Source organism: Natronoarchaeum rubrum (assembly GCF_024494695.1).
The window spans coordinates 568,324-590,906 of sequence record NZ_JANHDP010000003.1; the positions used below are offsets into that span (position 1 = coordinate 568,324).

Below are 22,583 nucleotides of genomic sequence, written 5' to 3' on the forward strand. Positions count from 1 at the left end.
GAAGGTGATATATGGGCCTGTCGATGGGCAGTTCGACGCGTGTCGAATACGCTCGGGGACAACACTGATTTCGGATTCCGGATAATGACTCTCCGTGTCGATGCTCCGATCGGTGACTGTGATCGACGGACTGTTTCTCGCGAGCATCGGCTGCCTCTGGATCGCCGCGGCGGGCAACCGATTCGGGCGCGGGCGTCTCGCTCGTCAGATCGGCGCGGTCGGCTGGGGGCTCTTTTCGCTCTTCTGGCTGCACACGGCGGCGGGCTACCTGATCACGTCCAGAACATTTCTCGGCATCATCGGGCTCGTAACCGTGGGGCTGACGGCGTACGCGTGCACGCTCGTCGTCCGCGACCGCGACGCCGGCGCTCGGCTCACCGTGGCGTTCTCGGTGATGGGGGCGCTGTTCGTCCCGTTCCAGTTCGTCGGTCCGATCCACGGCGCGGTGCTCGGCGCGGTCGCGGCCCACACCGTGGCCGGGCTCTCCGTGCTCGGCTACGATCCGATCGTCGGGTACGGGCCGGAGGGGTACGCGAACGTGATCTACTTCGAGGGGCTGCCGGTTCGCTACGGCATCAGGATCATCTCGGCGTGCTCGGGGATCAGCGCGATCGCGCTGTTCGTCGGGCTCATCGCCGCGACGAAGGCATCGCCGCGAAAGCGGCTGCCGTTCGGCGTCGGCGTCGCGGCGCTGGTCTACGGCCTCAACCTCGTTCGCACGATGCTGGTCGCCGGCGCGCTCGGCGGGAACTGGTTCGGCTTCGCGACCGGCATCACGGCGTCGCTGTACGGCGTCACCGATCCCCGGCTGGCGTCGTACTACGTCGCCGAGTACCTGCTGTCGCAGGTGCTGGTCGTCGTCGCGCTGCTCGGCGTCTACGTCGCGCTCTCGGCCCGGCTGTCGGAGCTACAGGAACTCGTCGGGGACATTCTCGACGAGGCGTCGACCGACTGGACGCGACTGGTCGGTCAGAGATAGTCGCGACGGCGGAGGGCGGCGCCGATCAGGACGGCGAACGTCTCCATGCCGGGCGTCGACAGGCTGGACGCCGGGACCTCAGTCTCCTGAAGCCCGGTCGACGTCTGCGCGCCGTCGTCGTCGATCACGGTCAGGCTGACCTCGCCAGTGGCGACACGCCTGTTGTCCGCGTTGACGTCGATCACGAACCGGGGATTCGTTCGGTCGTACGTGCCGCTGAATCTGAAGTCGCTGTCGATCTCCCACTGGTAGTTTTCGATCTGCCCGTCGGGATCGCTCGACGCGGTCGCGTCGTAGACGATGTAATCGACCTCGCCGTCGGTGTCGTTGTCGATCAGTTCGGTGGTGTACGATGCCGACGGTGCGACGTTGACGACGGTTATCGTGCGTGTCGTCGTGTCGGTGGCGCCGTCATCGTCGGTGACGGTGAGCGTCACGTCGTAGCTGCCGTCGTCGGCGTAGCTGTGGGTCGGCGTCTCGCCGGTCGCCGTGGCGCCGTCGCCGAACGCCCACTCGTAAGTGGCGATCGAGCCGTCGGCGTCGGTCGATCCCGACGCGTCGAAGGCTACGTCGTCGGTCGTGCTCGGCGTCGACGGCGAATAGGTGATATTCCCGCTCGGCGCGACGTTATCGACCTGCACTTGTCGGGCCACCGTGTTCGTCGCGCCGCCGCTGTCGGTCACCGTCAGCGTCACCGTGTACGTTCCGTCATTGGCGTAGCTGTGTGTTGCCGTCTCGCCGGTGGCCGTCGCGCCGTCGCCGAACGCCCACTCGTAGGACCGGCCGTCGGTGCCGCTCGCCGTCTTGGCGCGGACGGTGACGGCGTCCGCAGTCGTCGGATCGGACGGCGAGATCGCAATCCTCGTCTCGGGGATCCGCCTGACGACGACGGCGCTGACCTTGGCGTTCTGGACTTCGTCGCTGAACGTCAGGTTTAGACTTCCATCGTCGACTGCCACCGTCCGCGTCAACACCAACGCGGTATCTGGCCCCACGCGGCTGTGGACGTCGAGATCGTTAACCACCACCTCGCTCTCGGCGCCGACGTCGAACACGCGGGAGCCGTCGCCGCCCCCGCCTCCGTTTCCGCTCCCGAAGTAGATTTCCGCGAACTTCAGCGTCACCTCGTAGGTCCCGTTATCGAGGGCGGCGTCGTACGAGAACTCCTCGCCGGAGGCGTAGCGCTCGGATTGGTACAGCGCGTCGTCGGACGTGTTGGCGATGGCGCTCGTACTCGAGTACGTGCTCCCGCCCGTCGTGTACGGACTGCCGCCGTCGTCCGCGACGTACGTCACGCCGTCGCCGGCAGTGTACGACGACCCGCCGGCGTTGACAGCGAAGACGAGCGGCTCGCCGACGACCACCGTCTCGTTCTGTGCGTCCGCCCCGTCGTTTCCGCCGGCGTCGGCGGCGTTCCGGAGCCTCACGGAGTAGGCCCCGTCAGTCGACACCTCGTAGCTGGCGGTGTAGGTCCCGTCGCTCTCCGTGAAGTCGGATGCGTCCAGTGTGGCTCTTTCGGGTCCGTCGAGCGTGACGTCGATGTCCGCCAGCGACTCGTCGCTGTCGAAGCTGACGGTGACGGATCGACCGACAGGATTCGTCACTGAGAAGTTCGTTATCGTCGGCCCGTCGGCCAGCCCCGTCGTGTTGACGTACACCGGCACTCTGTCACCGCTGCCGCGACTGGACGCGTAGATGTACCACTCGCCGCTCCGCGGGCTCGAATTGAGTTCGAAGCCGAACTGCGCGGTGCCGTCGACGATGCGGGCCGAGGTCGCGCTCTCGTCCCGCACGAGGACGTTCCGATTCTGGACGGCGAACTCGATCGGGCCGGAGTCGACGCCCGCGGTCACGTTGGCGGTGAAGGGCGGGCTCTCGGCGGCGTCGATCACGAGCTCGTCCTCGCCGTCGCCGTCTCTGTCGGTCATCTTCTCGTCGTCCCACTCGATGGTGTAGGGGCCGGAACTGCTCTCGCCGGCGACGACCCGAAGCCGCTGTGACGCGTTCGTCGCTGTCGAGAAGTTCGACGGTTCGTTTGCGGGGAGCGCGGTCGAACTGCTCGCCCCGATCGTCACGTCGCCGGTTTCGTCGCTCCCCGCGACGTACGCGACTTCGACCCGGCCGTCGGCGTCGGTCGTCGCGGTGACTGTTCGTCCGCGCCCACTGTCGCTGACCAGTTCGCCGCGGCCCTCGACGACGCTGAGGTTCACTCTCCGCCCGGCGATGGGATCGTCGTACCTCCCTCGCACCTCGAAGGAGACGGCCGTCGAGCTGCCGGAGTACACCGTCCATTCGCCCGTTTCGACCGGCGTCACGTACTTCGCTTCCGGAGACCCGACGCTCTCGTCGAGTCCGACCTCGGCGACGCTCAGGTCGTACTCGATCGGTTGGCCGCTCTCGTCGAACCGGTCGAAGACGATTTCGAGCGTTCCGTAACTCGATCCCGGCGTCCGGGTTACGCTCCAGTCACTGACGTGGTCGGCGTCGCCCAGATACTCGTCCCACGCCGACTCCGAGCGTAGCGTCGGCAAGCTGATCGTGACGTTTTCGCCTGCGGTGCCCCTCACCGGCACCGTTCGGGTCGATTGCCGGCCCGTGTGGACGCTGATCCGCTCGCTCCCGCTCGTCGACGCGCTCACCGAGCCCTGAAGCGCGACCAGCGAGATGCGCGTTCCGTCGATGAACGTCGGCTCGGCGACCGTCCGCTCGGCGTTCTCGAACCGGTTGTACACCAGCGACCCCTCGATCACGGTCGTCGGCGCGTCGTCGAGTTCGTTGTAGTTCGGCCGGTATTCGATCAGACCGGTCGAGAACGTCCGACCGGATCCCCAGTAGTCGCCCGCTTCTCCCGGTCCCGAGACCGAGACGTTCGAGACGTTCAGCTGCCCCCGGATCGTCTCTAGCTGTCCGGATGGCGGGGCCGGGTTGATAAACAACGTCCGCTCGGGATACCGAGTTCCGAGCGGAATCGTCACGTCCCGCTGTGTCCGCCCGTCCGGTGAGACGATGGCGTTCCGCAGTTCGATCATCCCGCTTTGCACCTGCTCACTGTGGGCGAGTTCGACCTCGGCGTTCTGGTCGGGGACGACCGTCGCCTGGTAGCCGGTCATCGCGATGATCAGGGCGGCGAACAGCAACACCGCGCCGATCTGGACCGCCTGGGCGCGGGTATCGCTTTGAAGATTCATGAATCTGGACACCGTTTCCCCGGTAGCATAGACTTCATCCTGCTGCCTGGCGGATCGTCTCTGAGTCTTGCCCCGCAGTGCTTTCGACGACTAATGTCACGTCGTACTCCTGACCGGTACCCAGGCCCTCGAATTTCTCGTTGTTTACGCTGAAGGTATTTCCGGTCGGAGTGTACCCTTCCCGATCCACCTCGAACCCATCGTCCGCTCGTTCCAGAACGACCCGCACGCTCTCGAAACTCCCATCTCCCGATGAAACCGCGAAACTGTATCGAATCCCGACTTTTCCATTTCCGGGCAGTTGTTGAACGTCGAACGAGTCGATACGCGGTCCGCTCGGTGTTGGAGTCGTATCGTCGCTGACGTTCGTCACCGTCACCTCGAGCGCGTCACCGTCACTCCCACTAGACGCGTACACCGTCACCGTGCCGTTCTCCTTGGCAGTCACCGTCGTCCCGCTCTCCCCATTTCCGTCGGTCGTGGAACGGTTAGAACCGAGTTCGATGACCGACGTGTTGCTGATCGCGTAGTCGACGGTCGCACCGTCCGCGACTGCGTCAGTGTACATCGACAGCGTCGCGTCGGGAGTGCCTCGCTGGCCGACATCGAACGTACACGATCCTCGCGGGGATCGATCCGGACACGAGATTCCATTCTGGCCCGCGATCTTCGACGTGTCCCAGTAGACATCGTACGCGTTGCTCCCGCCACCACCGCCGCCGACTCGGACGTCGATCGAGAAGCGCTCGTACGGCGTCGCGCCGGAGAAATCGGTCGCGTTGATCCAGACGCCGACCGTGTCGCCGCCCTCGGCATCGATCCGGACCCGGCCGTTCCCGTCGGTCGTCGTCGTGCTGGTCGTTCCGCCGCTGACGTTGTACCGCACCTCCGTGTCGGCGACCGGGTTGTTGTGCCGGTTCCGAACTTCGGCGACGACGGTCGTCGGCTCTCCTTTGGGGACCGGCCCGCCGTCGTCGACCGCGACGAGGTACTCGGCATCGGTATCCGGCGTCGGGCCGCTGGATGCCCCACCGACCCGAGCGCGTGCCATCCGGAGCTCGTACTCGCCGGGGTCGAGTTCGATCGTCGTGTTCACGTAGTCGCCGGTCGTCTGGTTGTTAACTATCGTGGCGTCGCCATCGAGTGCGCTGCTCCAAATGCGCGGACTCCGCGTCGGCACGGTGATCCGAATCGGGTTGCTGGCGGTGCTCTCGACGGTGACCGCGTTCGTCGAAGCGCTCACCGTCCTGACGTCCACCGACGTCGTCGCGCTGGACGACGCCTGTAGCTCGCCCGCCAGCGTCACGAGCGTGATCTCGTCGCCGTCGACCAGCACCTGCTCGGCGACGGTCGTGTTGGCACCCGTCGGGTGGGCGTCGTACAGCAGCGAGTGCTCGTAGATCGTCGTCGGGGCGTTGTCCCACTCGTTGTAGTTGGGCTGGTAGGCGAATGTGGTGGTGTTCACCGTCCGAGTGGCCCCGCTCCAGTACTTGCCCGCCCCGCCTCCGCCCATCGCGTCGGCGTTCTCGATCACGACCTGTCCCGTCCCCAGCGTCCGCAGCTGTCCGCTCGGCGGTGCAGGATTGACAAAGAGTGCTCGGGCGGGGTAGTTCGTTCCGAGCGTGAGCGAGTAGGCGCCGCCCTGGCTCCCGCCGGCCGTCGAGACGATGCCGTTCCGGAGATCCTGTAGCTGTCCGTGAACCTCCTGATTGTGGTTGAACTCGATCTCGCCGTTCTGGTCCGGGACGACCGTGGCCTGGTAGCCGGCCATCGCGATGACGAGCGCGGCCAGCAGCAGCACCGCTCCGATCTGGATGACCACCGCGCGTTCGTCGCCCCGGAACTCCATGCGTGACCAGTTACAGGGTACGGGCAACAAAAAGGGTGTTGGCGTAGCTACCGGGCAAACGAACGCAGCGAAGACAGGAGATAGGACCGAGAATCTCGTTCGGCCGCGCAGAACTTCGACGGCGGGTCCGAGCTACTCGTCGTCCGCTTCCTCTTCCTCGACGACCTCGGGGTCGCTCATCGCGCTCTGGAGACTGTCGAGCCCGTTGACCCACGTCGAGACGAGGCCGTACTCCAGTTCTTCGGCGACGGTGAGATCGAGTTCCTCGCCGTCGATGATCAGCGTCCCCGCCTGGACGACGTAGCCCAGGGCGGCATCGAGGTCCTCCTCGGCCTCGGCGTCGGCGGCGGCGCGGACGTACTCCTCGACGCCGGCGTCCTCGGCCGGGCCACCGGTGACGTACTCTTCGGCGGCGTAGAACACGCACACCAGACTGGTCTGGACGTCGTCGACGAGCAGTTCCTTTTCCTCGTCGTCGAACTCGACTTCGCCGAGGACGATCCCGCGGATGTCGTCGACCTCCTCGACGGCCTGATCGGCGTCGATCTCGTCGGCGTCGTACGCTCGGACGACCTTCGCGACCGCGATCGCGGCGTCGTCCTGCAGGTTCAAGAGGAGTCGAGCCGAGTCCTCGTCCTCCGGGTCGAGATCCTCGTCCGATATCCGGTCGAGCCAGTTGTGCCAGCGTTCTTCCGAGTAGAACTCGTTCGGCGGCGCGCTCATACTTTGACCGTACGCTGGCGGCCTGAAAACCCTTTCTCTCCGCCAGCCGGGCGAATATTGCCGAGAGATCGTCCAGTGTCGCCGAAACCGTGCGAATAGCGGCCGTTTCAGAGAGCGACACCAAGCTTGAAACGGTGGCCGATTCGATCGGGCGAGCGTCAGATCACTCTCCGAGCGTTCCGACCGTGTCGATGCCGTACACCGCGCGCGGCGTCTCGACGTGCGCCCGCCGGACGGCGTCCTCGTGGCCCTCTTCGAGCAGCCACCGGACGCGCCGGGGGACGGTCTTGGGACCCAAGACGGCGCCCGGCCGGTCGGGGTCGTCGACGAAGTCGGTCTCCATCAGGAACGGCTCGCCGGACTCGACCGCGACGCGCAGGCGTTCTTTTTCGCTCATCACGCTCGGGATCGGCCCCGCGAGACGGCCGCCCGCGTAGTGTTTGACGACCCGATCCGCGGGGAGGCCGGCCTCCTCGGCCCACTCGGCGACCTCGGTCATATCCTCGCTCGCCTCGGCGTGGAGCTGGACCGCACAGCCCGCTTCGGCGCCGCACTCGAACGCTCGGCGCATCACGTCGTTCGAGGCATCCCACACCGCGTCGGGCACCTCGTAGTGGGGACGCCCCGACTTGAGCGCCAGCGCCTCGCCATCGGCGACGTACTCCGCGGCGACGTCGATCCCGGCCTGCATCACGTCGCGGGCGTCGTCGGGCGCGAACCCGCGCTCGTCGACGAGGCGGCTGATCAGTCCGGGGTGGACGCCGAGCACCGGCCACGCCCGGCCGTCGAGAACGTCGCTCGCGCGCTCGACGACCTCGATCGTGCGCTCGAACACCTCGCGGAACTCCTCGCCCGCCGCCTCGGGATCGACGGCGTCGGGGTCGCCGGGCTCGACGCCGAGGTGCCAGGAGGGCTTGTTGACCACCAGCAGGTGCGTTCCGCCCAGATGCGCGAAGTCCTCGACGGCGTCGATCCCCCGACCGTGGTCGGGGTCGAGGTGCATGTGGTCGTCCAGCACCGGCGTGTCCAGATCCATGGGCGTGAGATGGGCAATCCGAGAGGGAAAGCGCTTCGCTTCGCGAGTAGTCGGCGGCCGGCCGTCGTGATCGTCGTGCGCTGGCACGAACCGACAGCGGCGCTGGCGGTCTCTGTTGAGAAGTTTCCCCACCTATCGCCTGACGACCAACTTATTTTCGTCCCAAAAACAGTATTACATTTGCTTTCATCCCCAACACCACCCAACACAGAATATTATATTAGGAATTCGTGGGCATTCGTATGCCACAACTAAGTGGCGATGGCCCGACGATCGAACCATGATCGACGTACCCGTCGCCGCGGTCGCGAGCGCGACCGCGCCCGAGGTATCGCCGGAGACGACCACCGTCGAGGCTGCGAGCCGACTGCGACGGCCCGAGGTACCCGCGCTGGTCGTGTGCGACCGGACGTCCGTCGTCGGCATCGTGACCGAGTCGGACGTGGTCGCCGCGGTCGCCGAGCGCGGCACGGATCGCCCGGTCGAATCGTACATGTCCAGCCCCGTCGTGACCGCACGGCCGTCGACGCCGGTCGGAATCGCCGCCGACCGGATGCGCGACGCCGGGATAACGCTGCTCGCGGTCGTCGAAGACGGCGCCTACGAAGGCGTCGTCACCCGCCGATCCCTGCGGCCGTACGTCTCTCGACGACGGCTGGCGGTCGACTGGGACGGCGAGCCGCTGTCGCTCGACGATCCGAACGCGGCCGACGCCCCAGGTGGGGAGGACTGCGATGCCTGAGCCGACCGAAGAGCGCGGGCTGGCGGCTGCGACAGGGTGCGACGAGGTCGTCACCGACGGCGGCGTCAGTACGATGGGGTCGCGGAGCAAGTCGCCCAGCGACGGCGTGTACGTGCCGAAAGTGTACGCGTACATCACGCGAAACCGCAGCGAACTGCTGGTGTTCGAGGGGCCCGAGCACGACGGCCTGCAGGTACCGAAAGGGACCGTGGAACCGGGCGAGCTGCTCGACGACGCGCTGGGGCGCGAAGTTCGTGAGGAGAGCGGACTCGACGTCGCCGGCGCGGAGACCCACCTCTGTACCGACGTGTGGACGCGCCGGCGGTCGCCGCCGCGGCGGTACGTCCGGCACTTCTACCACGTCGACGTCGACGAACCGCGCGACGGCTGGACGCACGCGGTGACCGGTGACGGCGAGGAGGTCGGCCTGGAGTTCGAGTTCTCGTGGGTCGATCTTCGGTCGGAGCGGGAGTTCGCAATGGCGATGGACGACTACGTCCCGACGCTTCAGGAGCGCCTCTGAGCCGCCGTTCCGGCGTCCGCCGCCGGCTATCACCCCAGCCGTAAGTTTCCCTTCGCGTACGTACAACGACTATTGACCGACTCGTCGAACCTGCAGTGCATGCAGACAGTGTTCCACCTCATTCAGGGCGATCCGGGGGACCGAAAGACCGCGCTCACCATCGCCGAGAACCTCACGCAGGACGAGACCGTCGAGATGGACGCGATCGAGGTCGTCGCGCAGGCAGACGGAATCGAACCGCTCACGGCCGACGGCGAGGGGAGCGACCACGTCCGGTCGCTGCTCGACGACGGCGTCGCGTTCAAGGCCTGCGGCAACACGCTCGACATGGAGGACCTCGACGAGGCGGACCTCGTCGACGGCGTCGAGACGGTTCCCTCGGGCGCCGGCGAACTCACCAGGCTGCAGGACGAGGGCTACTCCTACATCCGACCGTAGCGGGCGTCATTCGGCGCCGCCGCACCGGCCGCAGCGGCGTCGTGACGCCGTGGCGACCGCCGCTCACTCCCCGAGCAGCACGTCGTCGTTCGCGGCGTTGCGCAGCGCGTCCGAGCGGCCGTGGGTGCCCGGCGCGATGGCGACGGTCCGGACGCCGTTGCGTCCCGCGGTCTCGATGACGGGCTTGAAATCGGTGTCTCGCGAGGCGATCGCGAGCACGTCGATCTCGTCGCGCACCGCGGACTCGCTGGCGTCGATGGCGAGCTTGACGTCGACGTCGCCGCTCGTGATCACGACCTCGTAGCCCCGCGCTTCGGCGGCCTGGATCAATCCGGGCGTGGCGTGTTCGTCGAGGTAGAGCCGCGTGATCCCGAGCTGGCCGAACGCCTCGGCGGACTCGCGCACGTCGTCGAGGTCGACGTCGAACTCGTCGCGGAGCACGTTCGGCCCGTCGACGAACAGGCCGACGCGCGGGCGCTCCTCGGTGTCGTCGACATCGGCGGCGTCGCCCGCATCGTCTCCGGCGTCGTCGCCAGCCCCCTCGTCGGCGTCGAGCGGCGACGCGGCGTCACCGCCCCCGCCGCCCAGCCGATCGCGGAGGGCCAGCAGTTGCTCGATCATGGTCTCCGTTTCCGGCGTCGCTGGATAGGTGTGACGGAACGACGCCGGGACGTAGCCGGCGAGCGGCCGATCCGAAGCGTGCGCAGTGACGCGCAAAGCATTACTCCGAGGCCTGCGACCGGTCGAGTATGTCGCTACGACAGCCGCCGCTCGCGGCGGTCCACGAGGCGGCCGGCGCCGACACCACCGAGTTCGGCGGGTGGGAGATGCCGGTCGAGTTCGACTCGATCACGGACGAGCACCGGGCGGTCCGCGAGGCGGCGGGGATCTTCGACGTCTCGCACATGAGCGAGATCGAGGTCGGCGGCCCCGACGCCGAAGCGTTGATGCAACGGCTCACGTCGAACGACGTCGCCGCGCTCGGTCCGGGCGACGCGCAGTACTCGATGATCACCGACGAGGAGGGCGTGATCGTCGACGACACGGTCGTCTACCGGCTGCCGAGCGAGACGCCGGAGTACCTGTTCGTCCCGAACGCGGGCCACGACGAGCAGATGCTCGATCGGTGGACGAGCCACCGCGACGAGTGGGGGCTCGACGCCACCGTCGAGAACCGCACCGAGACGTACGCGATGTTCGCCGTACAGGGCCCCGACGCACCGGGGCTCGTCGCCGACGCCGTCGACGCTCCGGACGCCGACAACGAGGCGGTCGACGACATCGGTCGGTTCGAGGCCGACTACCGATCGATCGCGGACGTCGAGTGCCTGCTCTCGAACACCGGCTACACGGGCGAAGCGGGCTTCGAGGTGCTCGCGCCGTGGGACGAAGCCGAGACGGTCTGGGACGCGTTCGACTGCCAGCCCTGCGGACTCGGCGCGCGCGACACCCTCAGGATCGAAGCGGGATTCCTGCTGGCGGGCGAGGACTTCCATCCCGAGGACAATCCCCGGAACCCCTACGAGGCCGGCGTCGGCTTCGCGGTCGACCTCGACACCGAGTTCGTCGGCCGCGACGCGCTGGCGAGCGCGACGGAGGCGGGGCCCGACCAGCGCTTCGTCGGGATTCGGCTGCTCGACCGCGGCGTCCCGCGTCACGGCTACCCGGTGACGACCGCCGACGGCGAGCGGATCGGCGAGGTCACCAGCGGGACGATGAGCCCGACGCTGGATGAACCGATCGGCCTGGGCTACGTCGACACCGGGCACGCCGACGCCGGCACCGACGTCCGCGTCGAGGTCCGCGGCCAGGCGAAAAAGGCAAGGGTCGAGTCCCCGAAATTCCTCGATAGATGAGCTTCGAGACCCCTGACGACCGCCGATACCTGGAATCGCACGAGTGGGCCCACCGCGACGGAGACGCCGTTCGCGTTGGAATTTCCGACTTCGCGCAGGACGAACTCGGCGACGTCGTGTTCGTCGAGCTGCCCGACGCCGGCGACGAGGTCACCGCCGACGAGGAGTTCGGCGTCGTCGAGAGCATCAAGGCCGTCTCGGACCTGTACGCCCCGGTCGGCGGCGAGGTCGCCGCGGTCAACGAGGCGCTGTTCGACGCGCCGGAACTCGTCAACGACGACCCCTACGGCGAGGGGTGGATGCTGGAGATCGAACTCGACGACGAGAGCGACCTCGACGAGTTGCTGTCCGCAGCCGAGTACGAAGACCAGATCGCGTAGGGCGGTCGTTTTCCTCTTCCTCCGGATCGGTGAGCAACGGCGCTCGCGATACGCGTCAGCCGACGCCGCTCACGAACCGAGCCGGGGCGCCGAGAACGGCTCAGTCTTCGACGGCATCGATCGGCGACCACTCGTCGACGGCGTCCCGCAGCCCGTCGACCGCCCCGGACGGCTCCGCGAGATCGAGCGGCGGCACCGTCTCGACGCCGACGCCGGTCATGCGCTCGATTTCGGCGGGGTTCGTTCGCTCGGCGACGCTCGCGCCCTCGTACTCGTTGAGAAGGATCGCCGCCACCTCGACGCCGCGGCGCTCCAGCGCGTCGACCGTCAGCGCGGTGTGGTTCAGCGTTCCGAGTCCCGACCGCGCGACGACGACGGTCGGGAGAGCGAGGTCGGCGACGAGATCGATTACCTCGCGCTCGCCGGCCAGAGGAACTCGCAGGCCGCCGATCCCCTCGACGACGCCGGCGTCGACCGCTGGGTCGTCCAGAACGCGCTTACAGCCCTCGCGGATCGACTCGTAGGAGAGATCGACGCCCTCGCGCTCCGCGGCGACCCGAGGTGCGAGCGGCGGTTCGAGCCGGCGCAGACAGGTCGCGGCGTCGGCGTCGCCGCAGGCCTCGGCCACGAACGCCGCATCGTCGTCGGGCGGGTGTCCGGTCTGGGCGGGCTTGATCGCGCGCGCTTCGACGCCGGCGTCGCGCAGCCAGCCCGTCAGGCCGGCGGTCGCGACGGTCTTGCCGACGCCGGTGTCGGTGCCGGCGACGAACAGGCCGCGGGTCATGGATCGCTTCGGCGGCGAGCCGCGACGCCACTCATAGCACCCCTACCTCCTCGCCGGCCTCGCGGAAGGCGTCGATGCAGCGTTCGAGGTTGCGGGCGCCGTGGGTCGCCATCGGCGCGACGCGGATCCGGCTCGTCCCCTCGGGCACCGTCGGCGGGCGGATCGCCGGCGCGACGACGCCGCGCTCGTACAGCGCGTCGGCCAGCGCCAGCGCGTCGCCCCGGTCGCCGACGAGCACCGGCAGGATCTGGGTTTCGCCCGGCACCTCGAAGCCGAGATCGGTCAGCCCGTCGCGCAGGAACTCGACGCTCCGCCAGAGCCGGTCGCGCCGGTCCGTGGTTCGGGCGAGATGGAGCGCCTCCGAAGCCGCGGCGGCGGCCGGCGGCGCCAGTCCGGTCGAGAACACGAAGGAGCGGGCCGCGTTGACCAGATACTCGATCAGGTCGTCGTCGCCGGCGACGAACCCGCCCTGACTCGCCAGCGCCTTCGAGAGCGTTCCCAGCTGGACGTCGACGCGGTCTGAGAGCCCCTCGCGCTGCACGATGCCGCCGCCGCCCTCGTAGAGGCCGGTGGCGTGGGCTTCGTCGACCATCACCCACGCGCCGGCCTGCTCGGCCAGATCGCAGATGTCCGACAGCGGCGCCACGTCGCCGTCCATGCTGAACACCGAGTCGGTGACGATCAGCCACGAACCGTCGGTCGTTTCGGGATTCCGCGCGGCGTCGCCGAGCTTCGCCGCCAGGTCCTCGGCGTCGCAGTGGTCGTAGACGATCACCTCGGCGCCGGCGAGTTTGCAGGCGTCGACGATGCTGGCGTGGTTGTACTCGTCCGAGAAGATCACGTCCGGATCGAGCGCCGCGATCGTGCCGACGTTGGCGGCGTAGCCGGACGAAAAGGCGAGCGCGCGCTCCGTATGTTTGCTCTCGGCCAGCCGGTCCTCCAGATCTCGGTGGACCAGCGTGTCGCCGGTGACGAGTCGGCTCGCGCCCGCGCCGGTGCCGACGATATCGGCGGCGTCGGCGGCCGCCTCGACGACCCGGTCGTCGGTCGTCAGCCCGAGGTAGTTGTTCGACGCGAACACGAGGCGCTCCTCGCCGTCGAGCACCGGGAGGTCGCCGCCGGCTGCCGGCGCGAACTGCGCGCGCTCGGCGACGCGGTTCGCGGGAGAGAGTCGCCGCCGGAGGTTCCGGCGCTCGCGGTCGGCGAGGCGGGCCGAGAGGTCGAACCCGCGGTCGCCGTCGAGCGGCCCCGGCGGGCGGGTGCCGCCGGACTCGTACTCGTCGCTCACGGCTCCGTCCTCCGAATTTCGTCCCGACCGATCGACTCGTGTTCGCCCGTCATAGCTCAGTTGTGACACACCGGAAGCGCTACACCCCGGCGCTTTCCTTCGTTGAGTGGCCCCTGCGGCTCCGGTGATAAAGCCTTTCTCACTTCCTGCCGGCACCCGGCTCGAACGGTCGGGAGCAAAAACTGCGGCTCAGAACCCCGGCATCAACTCTGCGGGACCGAACACGCCGTACTCACCCGCACGGTTACGTCGAACCGCCGCTCGCAGATAGCCCAGTGCGGGCCCGTTGACGTTCGCGGCCATGCTCGTCTCGTCGCCCAGCTCGAAGGTGTTCGTCGCGCGCTCGCCGTCGAACGTCGTCCCCGTCACGGAGACGGTGGTCGTCGTCGGCTTCTCGTCCGACCTGACGTCGAGGATGCCCCCGACGGTGACGTCCTCGGCGTCGCAGATCCCCGCCCGCTCCAGCAGCACGTCGTCGGCGTGTTCCATATCGTGGAACTCCAGCACGCCGTCGTGGGCGTCGATTATCTCCTCGATTTCGGCGTCGCTGAGTCCTCTGGCGGTCTCGACGTCGTACCCGTCGAGGTGCGCGATGTCCTCGCGGACCGTTCCTCGGTTGTCCTCGTAGCCCGATTTCAGGCCGACGCCCCACCAGATGTCGACCTCGTGGACCTCGACGAACGACTGGGCGGCGAGGGCCGCGGCGCCCGTCAGGAAGCCCGGCGTCGCGCCGGCGCCGCAGACGAACGTGATGCCGGTGTCCTCCAGCTGGTCGGCGCGCTCGTCGAGCATCCCGATCACGCGCGATCGCTTGAGCACGTCGATCAGGACGCCGGAGTAGCCCGCGTCGGCGAACCGATCGGCGATCCGCGGGATGAAGTCGTGTTCGAGATTCGGCAGGGCGATCAACACGGCGTCCACGGCGTCCGACACTGCGATCACGTCGTCGATCGGCGTCTCGGTCGGCTCGCCCTGCTCGGAAGCGACAACGCCGGCGCCCTCGCCGGTCTGCTTGACGCCGTCGGACGCCGCGGCGTCCGCGGCGCTGCCGGTGGCGTCGGCAGCGACGCCGCCGTCAGTCGCTGCGTCCGGCCCCTCGGTATCGCCGCGGCCGTCGCCGTCTCGCGGCTGATCGCCGTCGTCTCGCGGCTTTGCCGCTCGACTGTCCGCGGAGCTTCGCTCCGCGCTACTCGACTGTTCCGGGCCGCTTTGTGGCCCGCTTGCGATATTGCCTTCCGTCGCGTCCAGCAGCTCGTCGATGTCGAGACCGTCGCGATCCGCGGCGATGCCGTTCCGGTCGCAGGCCGCGACCGGGGTCAGTCCGTCCTTGTGCTGGCTGACTTCGAGCGTTCGTCGTCCGATGCCGCCGGTTCCCAGTACCGCGAAGTCGATGTCTGTCATGCGTCGGTGTGTCGTGAATCGGTCCGCGATCAGTCGTCGGTCGCTTCGCTCGTCGCCGTTCCCGCCGCGGTGTCGAGGTCGGCGGCGGCGTCGTCGCTTCCGCCACCGTCGCTGTCCGAATCCTCACCGCCGCGCGCTTTCACCGCCTCGGGATCGAACTCGTTGACGTCGGTGTTCGGTTCCATGCCGGCCCGCTCGATCACCTCGATGTCGTCGCCGGGCGACTGGCCTTCGGTGGTAAGGTAATCGCCGGTGAGGACGCCGTCGGCGCCAGCCTCGAAGGGGAGGTGCTGCTCGTCGACGTCGAGATTGACCTCGCGCCCGCCCGTGAGCCGGACGCGCGCCTCGGGATGGAGCAGCCGGTAGACGGCGACCGCCTCGATGATCTCATCGGTCGTTATGTCGGCCGAATCGCCGAGCTTCTCGGCCATCGGCGTCCCCGCGACCGGGTTCAGCACGTTGACGGGCAGCGAGGAGACGCCGATCTCCTGCAGGGCGACCGCGGCGTCGACCCGGTCGGTCGGCGTCTCGCCCATCCCGAGGATCACGCCGGCACAGAGATCCATCCCGGCCTCTTTGGCGACTTCCAGCGTCTCCACCCGGTCCTCGAAGCCGTGGCTGTCGACGATTTCGGGGAAGAAGCGCGGCGAGGTCTCGATGTTGTGATTGTAGTGGTTGAGCCCTTCCGCCGCGAGAATCTCGGCTTCCTCTTCGGTGAGGATGCCGAGGCTGGCGTCGACCTCCACGTCGGTCTCGTCTCTGACGAGCCGGATCGCCTCCAGGACTTCCTCCCACTCCTCGGGCCGGCGCTCCTTCGAGACGCCCTTTTCGGCGACGACGATGCCGAAGCGCTGGGCGCCGTCGCGCTCGGCGCGCTTCGCGGCTTCGAGGACCTTCTCGGGGCCGAGGAAGCCGTAGTTGTCGATCCCCGTGTCGAAGTGGACCGACTGGGCGCAGAAGCCACAGTCCTCGGCGCAGTTGCCCGCCTTGGCGTTGACGATGCTGCAGGCGTCGACCGTATCGTCGCCCAGTTCCGAGCGGACGTAGTCCGCCGCCGGAGCGAGATCCTCGACCGGTTGGGCGATCAGCGCCAACCCGTCGCGCCGGTCGAGTTCCTCGCCGGCGAGCACGCGCCGAACCGCGTCGTCGACCGTCCGGTTTCCTGTCTCGTAAACCACGAGCTAGAAGTGAGTTGACGCCACTATAATAGTTCGGGATGGCGAGAGGTCCACCGCTGAACGGCCGGCGCCAAGTCGATCGGGCTAGTCGTCTTCCCAGAGATGTGCCGCTTCGTGCTCGGACTCGATCTGATCGCTCGCCGCGACGCCGACGAGTTCGGTGAACGCCGCGATCGCCTCGTCGTCGCCCGCGACGAGCAACACGTCGTTCGGTTCGATCGTGAACTCCGGTCCCAGTTCCGCGAGCACGTCCGCTCCGCGTTCGACGGCGACGACCGTCGCGCCCGTTCGCGCCCGCACGTCCGCGTCGCCGAGCGACCGGCCGGTCAGGTCGGGCGCCGTCGTCCGGATCAGTTCGAGTTGCGTCTCCGGCGTCAGCACCTCCTCGTCGAGCAAATTCGTCGCGAGCATCCGGCCGGTGACCGACGAGAGCGAGATCACGTAGTCCGCGCCGGCCCGGTAGAGCTTCGCGACGTTATCGTCCTCGTTCGCACGCGCGATGACCTCGACGCCGGGCGCCAACTGCTCGACGACCAGCGAGGCGTACACCGACGCGGTGTCGTCGCCCAGCGCGAGCACCACCGTCGTGGCGTCCTCGATGCCGGCGTCCCGGTACGTCGACCGATCGCGAGCGTCGCCCAGAACGTCCGGATCCTGTTCCGGATCGTCGTCGATGACGACGACTTCGCGCCCGAGATCGCGTATCGACGCCGCCGCGGTCTGTCCGACCAACCCGTTCCCCACGACGATCACGTGATTCGAGCGCTTCAGACCCGGAGTGATCGTCCGACTCTTGAGCGTCGACAGGTCCTCGTGGCCTCCCGCCACGACGAGGATCGTGTTCTCGTCCAGACGGTGGTCCGGCTTCGGAGACGGCTCGAACTCGCCGCTGTGCCAGGTGCCGATCACGTTCAACCCGAAGCGTTCTCGGATTCCGGAGCCGGCGAGCGTCTTGCCCGCGAGATCGCTGCCCTGCTGAATCCGCAACTCGGTTATAGCGAGGTCGTCGCCGAGCTCGATCGCGTTGTCGAGTTCCGTCGACAGCGACGTGGTCGCCTTGCGCGCGAGACTCTGTCCCAGCACCTGTCTGGGCTGGATGATATCGTCGGCGCCGGCGTACTGGTGATACTCGCGCGTCGCTTGCTCTTCGACGACGCTGACGATCCGCCGGCTGGGTGCGACCTGACTCGCGGCGAGCACGATGCTGGCGTTGACCTCGTCGTCGACGTTCGCGATCAGGGCGCGAGCCTTCGGAAGATTCACCGCTTCGAGCGCCGTGGTCGCCGTCGGGTCGCCGACGACGACCGGCCATCCCTCGGTTCGGAGCGCCTCGGCCTGGTCGAGGTCTTCGACGACGAACACGTAGGGGACCTCGATGGCCTCCAGTTCCCCCCGTAGCGACTCGCTGATCGACGTGTGCCCGCAGATGACGACGTGTCCGACCTCGTCGCTCGACGTCGGGACATCGGTCGCGAGTGCGTCCTCCAAAAGCGGAACGAGGAACACCGGTAGCGCAAGAAAGACCAACAGCACGCCCGTGAGATTCATGGCGACGACGAACAGGTTCATCTCCGGGCTCTCCCAGGGGGCGTCGCCGCCGAACCCGGCAGTCGTCACGGCCTCGACGACGACCTGTATCGAGTGGACGAACCCCACCGTCTCGCCCTCGAACTGGGCCATGCCGAACTGGTAGGCCGCCGCGTAGGCGACGACGATCAGCGCGACTGCGACGATCGACCCGACGCCGCGGCGGAGCCACTTAGTCATCGGGTGCATCTCGTCACTGCTGACCAATCAGTGTTGCCGACCGGGGCCACAAGCGACGAACGGCGACGAGAGCCGTCGTTACTACTCGTCGTCGAGCGCTTCGGGTTCGAACAGCGTCTCGAACAGCTTTCGCTCCCCGGCCCGGAGATGCTGGTTGAAGGTCGGCGGCGCGACGCCGAGCGTCTCGGCGATCTCCTCGCCGGTCTTCTCGCGGGGCCACTCGAAGTAGCCCGAGAAGTACGCCGCCTCCAGCACTTCGTGCTGGCGGTCGGTGAGGTGGTCGTCGAGGCGCTCGCGGAACGATCGCCTGCTCCGGGCGGCGCTGGCGCGCTCGCGGCGCGCGACGAACTCGACGGACGGGTACGTCGAGGTGATCCGTTCGGCGAACGACCGCACCTCGGCGTCCTGGGGCAGGTCGACGACGACCCGGCCGCCGTTGGGATCCGCTCGGACCGTCCGCGGGACGCCGCCGTGGTCCGCGACGGTCGTCGCGATCGTGTCACTGGCGATCCGACACTCGAACAGCGCGGTACCCTTGCGCTCGCTGATCAGGCGCGCGTCCGACACGCCGGGGACGCCCTCGGCGAACGAGAGCACGGCCTCGGGATCGGCGTCCGGAATCGAGTAGAAGATCAGGTGGCTGCCGTCGGACTGGGGCAGGATCGTCCGAAGGTCGACGCTACTGCCGGTGTTCGCCGAGAGATCGTACAGGAAGTCGTCCGCGTCGGGGACGCGGAACTCCACCTGCACGACGCTGTCGGTCATCAGCGCCTCCTTCCGGTCGATCGCGTTGATCGCGTAGCCGATCGTCTCGCCCAACTCCGAGAGCACGCCGCTGGTCTCCTCGTCGAACGTGTCTAACCTGTCGGCGTAGATCTGCAACACGCCGTACACCGCGCCGTCGTACGCCAGCGGGACGGTCGCGACCGATCGGAAGCCGCACTTCAGCGCCTGCTTGCGCCAGCTGCCGATCCGGTCGTCCTCGAAGATGTTCTGGACGACCTGTGACTCGGCGTTCTGGAGGGTGCGCTGGATGGGGTTGTCCGTGCCGTCCAGGTCGACGTTCGCGAGGAACTGCCCCTCGTCGCCGCCCTTCGCGCGCGGCCGGATCGTCTCGTTGATGTCGTTGTACCCGCCGATCCAGGCGAACGCGTAGGGGTCGATGTCGACGAGGCGCTCGCAAACCTCCTGTTCGATCTCCGCGCGCGTCGAGGCCTTCACCAGCGCCTGGTCGATGTCGCGGATCACCGTGTTGATTCGGTTGAGGCGCTTGAGCTGTGCGTTCTGGCTCTCCAGTTCGCGGTCACGGTCACGGAGCTGTGCCTCGCGCTCGGCCCGGTCGAGCGCCGCCCGCGCGTTCGCACCGAGGATCTCGACGAACTCCGCCGTGGCCTCTTGCAGCGCGGCGTCGCCGGTCGTCCCGGCGAGCAGGACGCCGTGGTCGCCCAGCGGGACCGTGAACTCGGTGGTAAGGTCGGTGGTCTCGGTGTAGAGCGTGTCCCGTCCCTGAACGTCGTCGTGGTGGCGCACCTCGCCGTCGACGAAGGCGTCCCAGGCGAGACTCTCTCCGCCGCTGAACGTCGGCGGTGCGTCATCGAACCCCTCGACGTCGGCGACGTACGCGCTCGGTCGCAACACGCCCGCGGACTCGTCGAGCAGATACACCGCGAGCCAGGGGAGTTCGAGCGCTTCGTCCGCGATCTCGACCGTGAGATCCGCGATGTCCTCGCGCGTCTCGGCGCGCATCAGCGAGCGCATGCCCTCGTTGAGCCCGCCGAGCATCCGCTCGCGCTCGGCGAGGTGGCGCTCGGCCCGCGAGCGATTGACCGCGTTCCGGATCCGGTTTGCCAGGAGATCGTACTGCTGGTCGCTGTGTTTCTTCTGCAAGTAGTCGGTGACGCCCTGGGAGATCGCCTCGCTGGCGACCTCCTCGCTACCCTTCCCGGTGTAGAGGATGAAGGGAAGCCGCGGGTCGCGCTCTCGGACCGACTTCAGGAAGTCGACGCCGTCGGTCGGCCCCATGCGGTAGTCGCTCACCACGCAGTCGATCCGCTGGGCGCCGTCCAGTCGGTCGAGCGCCGCCTCGGCGTCCATAACGGACGTCACGTCGATGTCGTCGTTGTCGGTCTCGAGGAAGGTCGCGACCACGTCGAGGAACTGCTCGTTGTCGTCGAGATGGAGTACGTGGATCCTGTCCGTCATGCCTGGCCAGTTAGGTACCCGTAGTTGCCGAACGCGCGATATATATCTATTTGAAAATAACGTGGCAACTATCAGGTGAGATAAATCGGGTCGGTCTAAAAAATAGGCCCGAATCGCGGCGTCGAGATGCCGCGGCGGGGAAAAAGTGGGACCGCATCAGCGCGGCCAGTCACGCACCGCGGTTGTCAGAGGCTCCCCATCCAAGGGACTGATCGAAAGCGGTGCCGCTTACAGCTCGACTGCGTCCTCGTCGCTGTAGGAACTCAGCGACTGCGGGACGTTGACGACCGTCACGGCCTGGCTGCCGGACTGGGTGACGATCCGCACCGTGGCTTCCTCACCCTCCTGCAGGTTGCGGAGGTCGGCGCTGTCGTCGTTCGCAAGGTCGAGCATGATCGTGAAGCGGTCCTGCCGACTGGTCAACACGGGCACCGTGTTATCAGGATCGGTCGTCCCCTCGACAGCGAAATCACCAACGCCAGCACTCGCCATCTCGGCGTAGCCGAGCGTGGCTTCGCCGTCGGGGCCGATGTACTCGACGGACGCGCCTTCGAGGTCAATCTCGTTGGCGCCCGGCGACTGCATCACCGTCATGTTGATATGGCCGACCTGATTAGTACCGGTCCCAGAGATCAAGACGCTGGTCAAGGTTGCGGTAGCGTCAGATCCAGTGTTGTACGTTCCACTTGCGCTCGTCCCGTCATCTGCAGTCAAAGTGAAACTTTCCGTGTCACTGATTGTGACGCTGTAACTGTCTTGGGCAGTCGTGTCCCAGGTTCCGACATCAGATCCTGCGACACTGATGTCCAGGTCCCCGCTGTAATCTGAGGATCCAGACAGGGTGAACGAGGTGTTACTATCGTGAAGCGTGGCCTCCACGTCCTGCGTTGCTCGATCCACTTCATCGATCTGGCCGATTGAGCTGATGACGAGCACCTGGTTCGACACCTGTGCTTCGGAGTCTTCGCTGGTCGCGGATGCCTGATTTTGCAGATAGCCCGCGGTGTTGATCAGTACGCTCGCTGCGATCGCGGCGACCAGGATCATCGCGATGAAGATGATCAGGGTCTCGATCCCGACCTGCCCGCGGTCGGTATCTCTCGAAAAGTCTGGAAGTGTAACGTCCATGCTGTGTATCCTCGTGATTGTTGTCCGACCACCGTTCCGGCGGTCGTTGCATCTCTGTTACAACGTATATGAAAAAAGGATAGTACCTACCAGTACAGGAGAGAGGATTCAGCTAGACCTCTCTAATTAGGCCACCATTTGTCTCGGCCGAGAACAAACGTTACAGAGAGTTCTACGGCGCGATTTACGTTCTTCTGAATCGACAGCAAAAAGAAATCCGTTGAAAGAGCCGTTTACAACTCGACTGCGTCCTCGTCGCTGTAGGAGCTCAGTGACTGCGGGACGTTGACGACCGTGACGGCCTGGCTACCGGACTGGGTGACGATGCGGACCGTGGCTTCCTCACCTTCCTGCAGGTTGCGCAGGTCGGAGTTGTCGTCGTCGACGAGTTCGACGGTGATCGTGAAGCGGTCCTGACGCGAGGTCAGAACGGGCACCGTGTTGTCAGGGTCGGTCGTCCCCTCCACAGCGAAGTTGCCTTCGGCGGCGGTTTCGGCGTAGCCGAGCGTGGCTTCGCCGTCGGGGCCGATGTACTCGACGGACGCGCCTTCGAGGTCGATCTCGTTGGCGCCCGGCGACTGCATCACCGTCATGTTCATCAGGCCGACCTGATTGGTCCCGGTCCCGGCGATCGAGACGCCAGTCAGGGTTGCGGTAGCGTCAGATCCTGCGGTGTACGATCCACTACCGCTCGTTCCATCATCTGCGATTAGTTCAAAACTTTCTCCATCATTGATTGTAACGCTATAACTACTTTGTGCGCTCGTGTCCCAGGTTCCGACATCAGATCCTGCGACACTGATGTCCAGGTCCCCGCTGTAATCTGAGGATCCAGACAGGGTGAACGAGGTGTTACTATCGTGAAGCGTGGCCTCCACGTCCTGCGTTGCTCGATCCACTTCATCGATCTGGCCGATTGAGCTGATGACGAGCACCTGGTTCGACACCTGTGCTTCGGAGTCTTCGCTGGTCGCGGATGCCTGATTTTGCAGATAGCCCGCGGTGTTGATCAGTACGCTCGCTGCGATCGCGGCGACCAGGATCATCGCGATGAAGATGATCAGGGTCTCGATCCCGACCTGCCCGCGGTCGGTATCTCTCGAAAAGTCTGGAAGTGTAAC

Annotated in this window: 19 protein-coding genes; 6 read left to right on the forward strand and 13 right to left on the reverse strand. The window is 66.9% G+C overall.

Features of this window, described 5'->3' with window-relative positions; translation table 11 throughout:
- Positions 1–100 precede the first annotated feature (100 nt).
- Positions 101–979, forward strand: a complete 879-nt coding sequence (gene artA / locus NO931_RS10550) for an archaeosortase A (protein WP_256392317.1) — start codon at positions 101–103, stop codon at positions 977–979.
- Here artA and NO931_RS10555 read toward each other — a convergent pair.
- The 4 genes from NO931_RS10555 to NO931_RS10570 all read right to left on the reverse strand — a co-directional run bounded on the left by NO931_RS10555 (position 970) and on the right by NO931_RS10570 (position 7,775).
- Positions 970–4,167: a PKD domain-containing protein gene (locus NO931_RS10555; protein ID WP_256392294.1), complete on the reverse strand. Its 3,198-nt coding sequence runs from the start codon at positions 4,165–4,167 to the stop codon at positions 970–972. The genes artA and NO931_RS10555 overlap by 10 nt on opposite strands.
- Before the next feature lie 34 nt (positions 4,168–4,201).
- Positions 4,202–6,016 (reverse strand): hypothetical protein, encoded by a 1,815-nt coding sequence (locus tag NO931_RS10560; protein ID WP_256392295.1) that lies wholly within the window; start codon positions 6,014–6,016, stop codon positions 4,202–4,204.
- Between the two features lie 132 nt (positions 6,017–6,148).
- Complete coding sequence (locus NO931_RS10565; protein ID WP_256392296.1) at positions 6,149–6,739, reverse strand: DUF2150 family protein; 591 nt, start codon at positions 6,737–6,739, stop codon at positions 6,149–6,151.
- Between the two features lie 163 nt (positions 6,740–6,902).
- Positions 6,903–7,775 carry a TatD family hydrolase gene (locus tag NO931_RS10570; RefSeq protein ID WP_256392297.1) on the reverse strand — a complete coding sequence of 291 codons (873 nt, stop codon included), beginning with the start codon at positions 7,773–7,775 and terminating at the stop codon, positions 6,903–6,905.
- Positions 7,776–8,055: 280 nt separating this feature from the next.
- Between NO931_RS10570 and NO931_RS10575 the strand changes: the two genes are divergently transcribed.
- The 3 genes from NO931_RS10575 to NO931_RS10585 all read left to right on the forward strand — a co-directional run bounded on the left by NO931_RS10575 (position 8,056) and on the right by NO931_RS10585 (position 9,478).
- The gene (locus NO931_RS10575) at positions 8,056–8,517 is read left to right on the forward strand and encodes a CBS domain-containing protein (RefSeq protein ID WP_256392298.1); all 462 of its coding nucleotides are present in this window, start codon (positions 8,056–8,058) and stop codon (positions 8,515–8,517) included.
- Positions 8,518–8,590: 73 nt separating this feature from the next.
- Entirely contained in the window at positions 8,591–9,040 is a 450-nt protein-coding gene (locus NO931_RS10580; RefSeq protein ID WP_375142047.1) for an NUDIX hydrolase, read from the forward strand.
- A gap of 99 nt (positions 9,041–9,139) precedes the next feature.
- On the forward strand, positions 9,140–9,478 hold the full coding sequence (locus NO931_RS10585; protein ID WP_256392300.1) for a DsrE family protein: 339 nt from the start codon (positions 9,140–9,142) through the stop codon (positions 9,476–9,478).
- Between the two features lie 63 nt (positions 9,479–9,541).
- Here NO931_RS10585 and NO931_RS10590 read toward each other — a convergent pair whose 3' ends face one another.
- On the reverse strand, positions 9,542–10,099 hold the full coding sequence (locus NO931_RS10590; RefSeq protein ID WP_256392301.1) for an NYN domain-containing protein: 558 nt from the start codon (positions 10,097–10,099) through the stop codon (positions 9,542–9,544).
- 128 nt (positions 10,100–10,227) lie between these two features.
- Between NO931_RS10590 and gcvT the strand changes: the two genes are divergently transcribed.
- Both gcvT and gcvH read left to right on the forward strand, forming a co-directional pair.
- Positions 10,228–11,334 (forward strand): glycine cleavage system aminomethyltransferase GcvT, encoded by a 1,107-nt coding sequence (gcvT, locus tag NO931_RS10595; RefSeq protein WP_256392302.1) that lies wholly within the window; start codon positions 10,228–10,230, stop codon positions 11,332–11,334.
- Entirely contained in the window at positions 11,331–11,714 is a 384-nt protein-coding gene (gcvH, locus tag NO931_RS10600; protein WP_256392303.1) for a glycine cleavage system protein GcvH, read from the forward strand. The genes gcvT and gcvH overlap by 4 nt, the downstream gene beginning before the upstream one ends.
- 100 nt (positions 11,715–11,814) lie before the next feature.
- Here the strand turns inward: gcvH and bioD are convergent, their stop codons facing one another.
- The 8 genes from bioD to NO931_RS10640 form a co-directional block, all read right to left on the reverse strand.
- Positions 11,815–12,498, reverse strand: coding sequence for a dethiobiotin synthase (gene bioD / locus NO931_RS10605; RefSeq protein ID WP_256392304.1), 684 nt, complete (start codon positions 12,496–12,498; stop codon positions 11,815–11,817).
- Between the two features lie 31 nt (positions 12,499–12,529).
- Positions 12,530–13,786 (reverse strand): aminotransferase class I/II-fold pyridoxal phosphate-dependent enzyme, encoded by a 1,257-nt coding sequence (locus NO931_RS10610; protein ID WP_256392305.1) that lies wholly within the window; start codon positions 13,784–13,786, stop codon positions 12,530–12,532.
- A gap of 189 nt (positions 13,787–13,975) precedes the next feature.
- On the reverse strand, positions 13,976–15,187 hold the full coding sequence (locus NO931_RS10615) for a transcriptional regulator (protein ID WP_256392306.1): 1,212 nt from the start codon (positions 15,185–15,187) through the stop codon (positions 13,976–13,978).
- Between the two features lie 29 nt (positions 15,188–15,216).
- Positions 15,217–16,365 (reverse strand): biotin synthase BioB, encoded by a 1,149-nt coding sequence (bioB, locus tag NO931_RS10620; protein ID WP_256392307.1) that lies wholly within the window; start codon positions 16,363–16,365, stop codon positions 15,217–15,219.
- Positions 16,366–16,449: 84 nt separating this feature from the next.
- Entirely contained in the window at positions 16,450–18,132 is a 1,683-nt protein-coding gene (locus tag NO931_RS10625) for a potassium channel family protein (protein ID WP_256392308.1), read from the reverse strand.
- An 81-nt stretch (positions 18,133–18,213) separates the two neighbouring features.
- On the reverse strand, positions 18,214–20,334 hold the full coding sequence (locus NO931_RS10630) for a bacterio-opsin activator domain-containing protein (protein ID WP_256392309.1): 2,121 nt from the start codon (positions 20,332–20,334) through the stop codon (positions 18,214–18,216).
- A 228-nt stretch (positions 20,335–20,562) separates the two neighbouring features.
- Positions 20,563–21,462 carry a flagellin gene (locus tag NO931_RS20850; RefSeq protein WP_256392310.1) on the reverse strand — a complete coding sequence of 300 codons (900 nt, stop codon included), beginning with the start codon at positions 21,460–21,462 and terminating at the stop codon, positions 20,563–20,565.
- Positions 21,463–21,695: 233 nt separating this feature from the next.
- Positions 21,696–22,583 (reverse strand): flagellin (locus NO931_RS10640; protein ID WP_256392311.1); only part of this gene is annotated, 888 nt, incomplete at its 5' end.

Coding starts and splice junctions, on each gene's coding strand:
- NO931_RS10625 (WP_256392308.1), bottom strand. CDS start 18,132: ATGACTAAGTGGCTCCGCCGCGGCGTCGGGTCGATCGTCGCAGTCGCG.
- NO931_RS10590 (WP_256392301.1), bottom strand. CDS start 10,099: ATGATCGAGCAACTGCTGGCCCTCCGCGATCGGCTGGGCGGCGGGGGC.
- NO931_RS10630 (WP_256392309.1), bottom strand. CDS start 20,334: ATGACGGACAGGATCCACGTACTCCATCTCGACGACAACGAGCAGTTC.
- NO931_RS10615 (WP_256392306.1), bottom strand. CDS start 15,187: ATGACAGACATCGACTTCGCGGTACTGGGAACCGGCGGCATCGGACGA.
- NO931_RS10575 (WP_256392298.1), top strand. CDS start 8,056: ATGATCGACGTACCCGTCGCCGCGGTCGCGAGCGCGACCGCGCCCGAG.
- NO931_RS10555 (WP_256392294.1), bottom strand. CDS start 4,167: ATGAATCTTCAAAGCGATACCCGCGCCCAGGCGGTCCAGATCGGCGCG.
- artA (WP_256392317.1), top strand. CDS start 101: ATGCTCCGATCGGTGACTGTGATCGACGGACTGTTTCTCGCGAGCATC.
- bioD (WP_256392304.1), bottom strand. CDS start 12,498: ATGACCCGCGGCCTGTTCGTCGCCGGCACCGACACCGGCGTCGGCAAG.
- NO931_RS10585 (WP_256392300.1), top strand. CDS start 9,140: ATGCAGACAGTGTTCCACCTCATTCAGGGCGATCCGGGGGACCGAAAG.
- gcvH (WP_256392303.1), top strand. CDS start 11,331: ATGAGCTTCGAGACCCCTGACGACCGCCGATACCTGGAATCGCACGAG.
- NO931_RS10570 (WP_256392297.1), bottom strand. CDS start 7,775: ATGGATCTGGACACGCCGGTGCTGGACGACCACATGCACCTCGACCCC.
- NO931_RS10580 (WP_375142047.1), top strand. CDS start 8,591: ATGGGGTCGCGGAGCAAGTCGCCCAGCGACGGCGTGTACGTGCCGAAA.
- NO931_RS10565 (WP_256392296.1), bottom strand. CDS start 6,739: ATGAGCGCGCCGCCGAACGAGTTCTACTCGGAAGAACGCTGGCACAAC.
- NO931_RS10560 (WP_256392295.1), bottom strand. CDS start 6,016: ATGGAGTTCCGGGGCGACGAACGCGCGGTGGTCATCCAGATCGGAGCG.
- gcvT (WP_256392302.1), top strand. CDS start 10,228: ATGTCGCTACGACAGCCGCCGCTCGCGGCGGTCCACGAGGCGGCCGGC.
- NO931_RS20850 (WP_256392310.1), bottom strand. CDS start 21,462: ATGGACGTTACACTTCCAGACTTTTCGAGAGATACCGACCGCGGGCAG.